Annotated in this window: 6 protein-coding genes and 1 pseudogene; 4 read left to right on the top strand and 3 right to left on the bottom strand. The window is 41.6% G+C overall.

Translation table 11 applies throughout. From position 1 onward, the window contains the following. Positions 1 to 152 precede the first annotated feature (152 nt). Complete coding sequence (locus tag AB6E08_RS22800; RefSeq protein ID WP_009847097.1) at positions 153 to 443, bottom strand: type II toxin-antitoxin system RelE/ParE family toxin; 291 nt, start codon at positions 441 to 443, stop codon at positions 153 to 155. Further along, complete coding sequence (locus AB6E08_RS22795; protein WP_009847096.1) at positions 436 to 657, bottom strand: TA system antitoxin ParD family protein; 222 nt, start codon at positions 655 to 657, stop codon at positions 436 to 438. The genes AB6E08_RS22800 and AB6E08_RS22795 overlap by 8 nt, the downstream gene beginning before the upstream one ends. A gap of 207 nt (positions 658 to 864) precedes the next feature. Here AB6E08_RS22795 and AB6E08_RS22790 point away from each other — a divergent pair, with 207 nt between their 5' ends. Further along, positions 865 to 1164, top strand: coding sequence for a hypothetical protein (locus tag AB6E08_RS22790; RefSeq protein WP_198926225.1), 300 nt, complete (start codon positions 865 to 867; stop codon positions 1162 to 1164). A gap of 281 nt (positions 1165 to 1445) precedes the next feature. After that, positions 1446 to 1772, top strand: coding sequence for a hypothetical protein (locus AB6E08_RS22785; RefSeq protein ID WP_102249838.1), 327 nt, complete (start codon positions 1446 to 1448; stop codon positions 1770 to 1772). A gap of 284 nt (positions 1773 to 2056) precedes the next feature. Here AB6E08_RS22785 and rplY read toward each other — a convergent pair whose 3' ends face one another. Continuing rightward, positions 2057 to 2335, bottom strand: coding sequence for a 50S ribosomal protein L25 (gene rplY / locus AB6E08_RS22780; RefSeq protein ID WP_009847093.1), 279 nt, complete (start codon positions 2333 to 2335; stop codon positions 2057 to 2059). 369 nt (positions 2336 to 2704) lie between these two features. On the opposite strand from rplY, the gene AB6E08_RS22775 reads away from it, so the two are divergent. Together AB6E08_RS22775 and AB6E08_RS22770 are read left to right on the top strand one after the other, a co-directional pair. Beyond that, positions 2705 to 3433, top strand: a complete 729-nt coding sequence (locus AB6E08_RS22775) for a glycosyltransferase family 2 protein (RefSeq protein WP_372067321.1) — start codon at positions 2705 to 2707, stop codon at positions 3431 to 3433. 14 nt (positions 3434 to 3447) lie between these two features. Then, a pseudogene (locus AB6E08_RS22770) lies at positions 3448 to 3663 on the top strand (hypothetical protein); the annotation flags it as partial. Positions 3664 to 3714: the final 51 nt, after the last annotated feature.

Genomic DNA, 3714 nt, shown 5'->3' with positions numbered 1-3714 from the left:
TTATCGCCCAAACTGGTTAAATTTTAACAGTGACAACTATCCTGCCAGAGGGGGAGAGTATGGATGGTAGCTGTTTTACTCTGCCGCGTAGCGGCTTCGTTCAACAAACGAGTATGGCTCAGACGGGCAAGGATATTTTCGATCACATTGAATCAATATATTTTCTTCATATCTCGATAAAAATTTTCGTGCGAGCCGAGAGCTATTAGTTCGAGAGTTACAGTACCATCTTCATAGCTATAACCGAGCAATGTTAATTGCTTAACCATCTTAAATTTATGCACTCTCAAGAAAAACAGGTCACCTTTCTTCTGCTCACCAAGATGCGGATCTTCCATAAGGGCTCGAATAGCATTATCTAGATCCGTTTTTTGGTTCTTGTGTAATTTCTTGACCGCCTTCTTAAAAGTAGGTGTCTGAAGAATGTTGGTAATCTTAGTCAAAAGAGTAAGCCTCTAATTTACCTGCTTCCTTCTCAGCTTTTGCTATGACTGCTTGCTTTACGAACTCATAAGGTAGATCAGGGTTGTCTTCCATCATTTTCCCGATTTTAGCCCAGTGCTCAATTTGTTTTGGTGTAGTGCGGTTTAGTGCTTTAGCCATTATCGCAGCCTTATCAAAAAGATCTTGGTCAATACGTACACTTGCAGTAGCCATAATATGTCTCCTAATTTAGTTTGCATTTATATTGTAGTAAATCGCCACAGGTGTTGCAAATTGCGCCATGACAAGCATTTAAGCAGACTGTTACGCTTGTAATTTTCTACTAGGATTAGTTTCAGTGATTTCGGTCGTAGGTTTGAGTGTATAGGTAGTGTTGTCAGCGACTCAATTAGGCATTATGTGCTTTAGGCAAATTATCTTATGGAGGCGATAGTGAAAGATCCTGATATCGAGTTTTCAAAATGGAAGCTCGAGAGGAAAAAAGGAAGTCTCAGATTTACTGCTCGTACATCATTTCCAGCAATCTTAGGCGTGATGGTAGGTCAAAGTATTGAGCCGTTGTTTATGTCAGAAACAGCTTGGGGGTGGATACAAACTACCGATGTATTAATGAGTGGTTTCTGGAGCTCGATTGGTGCTATCCCCTTAAGTTATGCAATATGGTTTTGGCGTGAGAAGAAGTATAAGCATCATGTCGCTAATCTTCAGAAACGCACATAATAAATCGTTTAAGGCTGATTCTTATATGTACCTCTGGCCAAATTTTATACCTGTATTTCTTAGCATCAAGCGAAATCGAAATTAGTGGAATTAATATCAAACTAGACTTTGGAAATATTCCTACAGGCGTTTAAAGCGGCCTAATGCTGGCCCTTCCTTTCTGCTCAAGATTGGATTTCGTGTTAATAGCGCTCTGATTTACTATTGGGTAATCGTGTCGCTCACGTCTTTTAAACGCCGTAATGTTCAACCCTAAGAAGTAACACTTTGTGGAGGTCTGTATGAATATCAAAGAGTCTGATTGGAAAATCTTTTGTGAGATAAAGAGTGAAGCTGCGCAACTGTTTTGTACTCGTCAGCTAGATGAAGCCATCAAAGCGATTACTGATGAATCAGAATCTGTAGGGGAAAGGTTTCACTTTATGTGCGAGTACTCCAAAGAATCTCAAAAGCAAATGAAGCTTATTTTTGATGGCCATTCTCGAAGCCGAGCATTTATCCAACTCATGCAAATGTGCGAGGAAGGTTTGATTGTACCAAAACAATTCGAACGCCTTTCAGAGGAACTCAAAAAAGACATTACGAACGTTCTAGAAAGAAGAGCCTAGCGAAAAAGCGGTCTAGTCTTTGTGTTAGAAAAACTACTTTATAAGTCCACCTTTCGTCCACCCTTAATCCACCCAGAAAATATAGGGACAAAATAGGGGAGGGAAAGTTGATTATTTTCAGTGTGTTGCGCGAGATTTACGACGTTTTTGAGGGCTTAGAAACGGTGAAACCCCGATGTTGGTAGCATCGGGGTTTCGAATTTCTAGATTTCTCGACTGGTAAGATCGATTATCTTTTCTATGCAGAAGGCTGGATTAATCCAATCTTATTCCTTGGTAGGGAATTAGATACGGATGAAGTCCATGTGCTCAACTTTAGGCTTGAACGCGTGACGTTGAACGTCTTGCGGCTTAACCTTAACTTCTGCGCCGTCAATCACTAGAGTGATTGTTTCGTAGAATTCAGGCTTATCCATTTGGTTGATCACGTCAGCGTGAACAAGTTCGATAGCTACAGCTGCTGCTTCGCCACCGTAGATTACAGCTGGGAATTTACCAGCGTGACGTAGGCGGCGGCTCGCACCTTTACCTAGTTCAGTACGTACTACTGCTTCAAATTTCATAGTTTTACTCTCAAATTAGTAAAAATTAACTTCACACCTCAATGCGACCTTGAGTATGTGGTAAAGCTTAGGCATAAACGAGTTCATGCTTAAGCGAGCGCGGATACTAACATCACATTCAAATCTGAGCAAGTCAGAAGCCCATCTCAAAGTGAATTTCCTTCGATAAATGATTCGTTTGGAGATAAAACGTTCACTAGCGCTTATTTACCCCATTTTATCGTCTTTTACATTGCCTATCTTATCTATTTATAGCGTTGCTAAATCATCAAGTTAATGAACGGAAAATGAATGTTTGCCTAAGACTTGGTTAAGGCTTGGTTGGTTAATCTTAGTGTTAATTAAACAGCAGAATGAATAGGTGAAAATATGGAACCGGTAAGCATTGTCGTAATTACGCTAAACGAAGAGAAACGCATCAGCCGCTTAATGGAAGAGTTGAGTGTGCAAACCCATCAAGAATTTGAGGTGATTGTTGTCGACTCGAACAGTGAAGACAACACAAGAGGGGTGGCACAAGCTTATGAAAGCGCGTTGCCAAAGTTAACGGTTCATCATATGGAAAATCGCGGTGTGAGCCTTGGCAGAAACACAGGCGCTTCATTAGCGCAGTACAACCGAATCCTTTTCTTGGATGCCGACGTGAGTTTGTCTCGAAACTTCCTTGCGAAAGCGCTTTATGAACTAGAGGAGAAGAAGCTTGAAGTGGCGGGTGTGTACATGAGCTCGAAAGGTCTGCCGCTTGTACACAAGTTTGGTTACGGGCTGTTTAACGCAGGCTTATTTACTACCCAGTTCTTTTTCCCGACGGCGATTGGCGCCTGTATTTTCTCGACTAAACGAGCGCATGATGAAATCGGCGGTTTCGATGAAGAGATCGTACTGTGTGAAGACTGTGACTATGTAAAACGTGCGAGCAAAACATGGCGATTTAGATTCCTTAATATGACCTTTGGTTTTGACCCACGTCGTTTAGACCAAGATGGTGTTGTAAAGACAGGATCTACTTACCTTAAAGCCAATGCAAGACGCTTTTTTAAAGGCGAAATGCGTAACAACGAGATGAACTACAAGTTCGGTCATTATAAAGAACAGTAAGCACTGAGGTTGTTATGTTTGATGGACTAGGGCTGTTTCTGGGGGCGTTGGGTGATGCTCTCATTGGCCCAAACCTATTTGTACCGGGAGAGCCCTTTTTTGTTGCAGCGGGCTTTCAACTGTATTCAGGAGCATGGATGGCGTTGGTTTTGGTCATGTTAGGTGGTTTGCTTGGTGACCAACTCAGTTATTTCATTGGCTATAAATACGGTGCGAAAGCACAGCGAAGGGGCTTTGTTGCGTAATTAAATTTAAAGATAGAACAACCCCGTTTCGCGTAT

This window comes from Vibrio sp. 10N.247.310.24 (assembly GCF_041467175.1).
Taxonomy (GTDB): domain Bacteria; phylum Pseudomonadota; class Gammaproteobacteria; order Enterobacterales; family Vibrionaceae; genus Vibrio; species Vibrio tasmaniensis_A.
The sequence above is the reverse complement of the archived record's forward strand: the minus strand, read 5'-3'. Positions and strand labels throughout refer to the sequence as shown.

Excerpts from the sequence above, each read along its gene's own strand:
- AB6E08_RS22795 (WP_009847096.1), bottom strand. The coding sequence starts at position 657 with ATGGCTACTGCAAGTGTACGTATTGACCAAGATCTTTTTGATAAGGCT.
- AB6E08_RS22790 (WP_198926225.1), top strand. The coding sequence starts at position 865 with ATGGAGGCGATAGTGAAAGATCCTGATATCGAGTTTTCAAAATGGAAG.
- AB6E08_RS22785 (WP_102249838.1), top strand. The coding sequence starts at position 1,446 with ATGAATATCAAAGAGTCTGATTGGAAAATCTTTTGTGAGATAAAGAGT.
- rplY (WP_009847093.1), bottom strand. The coding sequence starts at position 2,335 with ATGAAATTTGAAGCAGTAGTACGTACTGAACTAGGTAAAGGTGCGAGC.
- AB6E08_RS22775 (WP_372067321.1), top strand. The coding sequence starts at position 2,705 with ATGGAACCGGTAAGCATTGTCGTAATTACGCTAAACGAAGAGAAACGC.